The sequence below is a fragment of the Prevotella illustrans genome, assembly GCF_017426725.1.
GTDB lineage: Bacteria > Bacteroidota > Bacteroidia > Bacteroidales > Bacteroidaceae > Prevotella > Prevotella illustrans.
On sequence record NZ_JAERMS010000073.1, the window covers coordinates 1 to 2,846 of the forward strand.

A 2,846-nucleotide genomic window follows, 5' to 3' on the forward strand; every position below is an offset into this window, starting at 1 on the left:
AGTATAAGCTCGACCGTCCCGCCGTCGAAGCGATCGAGCAGATCGAAAGGAAGGGTTACGCACGGGAATACGGACACGACAGCCGCCCCGTCTACCGTATCGGCTGTACCTTCAGCAGCGAGACGGGCACCGTGAGCGACTGGGTGTGTGAGGAATAAGGTTTGTTCCTTTTGAACAAACATAAAGTATTATACTGTTTTTGTGAGCAAAAGTTTATATAGCCGGTGTGGAATCATCGGCTATACCTATATACTTATATATGGGTATTGTGATTCTCGTAAAAAAATATTACTTTTGTACGAATTTAATTTTATTTACACAAATAATCCTTGTTATGAAAAAGATTCTACTCTTTATGATCGGGGTTCTGTGTGCCCTGCAAGTTGGCGCGCAGGAAACCGACGCTATGCTTTTCGGAGATGTAAAAAGTAAGGCTACCGGAAAACATTTGCCTTACGCTACGATTAAGGTGAAAGGAACAAAACTCAAAACGATGTGCGATGGAACGGGCCATTTTAAGTTGTCCGACCTGCCGGTGGGCAAGCAGACGGTCGTCGCTTCCATGGTAGGCTATAAGGATCAGGAACTCGAAGTGCTGATGCAGCGCGAAAAGGGGACGGGGGCCTATTTCCAGTTGGAAGAGGACGAGATGTCCATCAATCAGGTTGTGGTGACGGGCACACGCACGCAGCATTATGTCAAGAACGTGCCTATCCGCACGGAGGTGCTGACATCACAGGCCATCGTCAACAAAAACGCCCAGAACGTGTTCGAAGCATTGGAGAATACGCCGGGTATTCGGGTGGAGCAGCAGTGTCAGTTCTGTAATTTCTCCGAAGTGCGCATGCAGGGACTGGGTGCCGAGCACACGCAGGTGCTCATCGACGGCGAACCAATCTATTCGGGTCTGGCCGGCGTCTATGGCCTTCAGCAGATGAACACCAACGACCTCGACCGCATCGAAATCGTTAAGGGCGCGGGGTCGGCGCTCTACGGCAGCAGCGCCGTGGCCGGAGCCATCAACCTCATCTCGAAGGAACCCGGCTACGAGCCCAGTATCAAGGGCGATCTGCAGTTTGGCAACTTCGGCTACAAGAACTACAACGCCTCCGGCTCATGGCGCAATAGCGACATCGGCTTCAATGTCTTCGCGCAACGTACGGAGATGGATGCCGTCGACGCCACCCGGGACGGTGTCGGTCGTAAGGCGGTGAAGCACAAAGACGGCATTTCCGACCGCGTGAACGATAAGGTGAACAACCTGGGCTTCGGCGTTTATTTCTACAGTCCCTTCGCTAAGGAAGACAAGCTCATCCTTCGCGGTAAGGCCACCGACGAGGAACGCCGTGGCGGAGTCATGACCGACGATCGGTATCTGAATCCCTTCACCGAAATGACGGAGAACATCAATACGAAGCGTCTCACCTCGGAACTGACTTATTCGTTGCCCGTGGGCGAACGTTCGAGGTTTGACTTGGCGGTGGCCTACGTGCACCATCGTCGCGAGGCCACCAACGACACCTACCTGGGTTCGTACAAGGAGACTCACGACGGCAAGAGTCCCGATGTGGAGAGCATGCGTCCCTATCTGGCCAAGGAAAACACGGTGACGCCGTCGCTCACCTTCGCCACCCGATTGGGCAACCACAGCCTGCTGCTCGGCGCGCAGGGCTATTTCACCCGGTTGCACGAGACCGGTCTCTACTGCATCACGGGCAATCCCGGCGACGCTTACTACGGTACGGACTACACCTCCATCGGCAAGAAGCACGCCAACGAGTTCGGCTTCTTCGTGCAGGACGAGTGGGTGGTGACGCCCCGGCTGAGCGTCGTTCCCGGTTTGCGCCTCGACACACACAGCTCGGGTGAGGAATACACGTCGAGCAAGAAGGTGTTTGATGGCAATTTCCCCAAGACTAAGTTCAACGAAACGAGCGTCAATCCACGTCTTGCCGTGAAATATTCGCCCTCTTCCGACCTGGTGTTCCGTGCCAACGTGGGTACCGGTTTCCGTGCGCCCTACGGCTTTTCAGAGGACTTGCACCTCTGCTCGGGTTCTCCCCGCGTGTGGAAATCGTCCGACCTGAAGGCCGAGAAGTCGGTCAGCTTCAATCTGTCGACCGACTATTACGGCAAGGACTATCAGTTGAGTGCCAACATCTTCCGCACCAACCTGAAAAACAAGATCGCTTTCGGCGACGCCGACGACAAGGTGAAAGCTCTCGGCTACACCTATCAGTGGGAAAACAAGGGCGACGCTTACGTGCAGGGCGTGGAGCTCGGAGCCAAGGTCAACATCATGAAAGACCTTTCTGCCAACCTCAACTGGACTTTCAACCAAGGCAAGTATAAGAATGTGCGCGACGAGTGGAAGTTCGACGACATTGTCGGCGGTCTGGAAGACGCCGTGAAAGACGCGATGGCCGGTGGCAATGCCGACGACTTGAAGAAGGCGCAGGACAATCTGGCTAACGTCAAGGGACGTGAAGCGGAATACAAACGGTTTGAGAAAGACAGCAAGCAGATTTCCCGTTTCCCGCAAATGACGGGTGACTTCACGCTGGAGTACACGCCCGGCACCTGGACCTTCACGCTCACGAGTTCGCTCCAAGGCAAGATGTACATCGACTACATGGCTGAGGCCGGCATGCAGGAATCCAAGATTAAGAAGACCGATACCTTCATGCTCTTCAACTGCCGTGTGGCTAAGAAACTGGGCCGGATGTTCACCGTCTACGCGGGTGGCAAGAATATCTTCAGTTATATTCAGGACGAAAAGCACACCGATGACGCCGCCTTCATGTACGCCCCTGTCTACGGCGCTACCTGGTATGCCGGCGTGAGCG

2 protein-coding genes are annotated in these 2,846 nt (G+C 54.5%); both read left to right on the top strand.

Going from position 1 to position 2,846, the window contains the following annotated elements; all coding sequences use genetic code 11:
• Positions 1 to 32 precede the first annotated feature (32 nt).
• On the top strand, positions 33 to 158 hold the full coding sequence (locus tag JHU38_RS12140) for a hypothetical protein (RefSeq protein WP_394370917.1): 126 nt from the start codon (positions 33 to 35) through the stop codon (positions 156 to 158).
• Positions 159 to 334: 176 nt separating this feature from the next.
• A partial coding sequence (locus JHU38_RS12145) for a TonB-dependent receptor (protein WP_207859408.1) occupies positions 335 to 2,846 on the top strand: 2,512 nt, incomplete at its 3' end.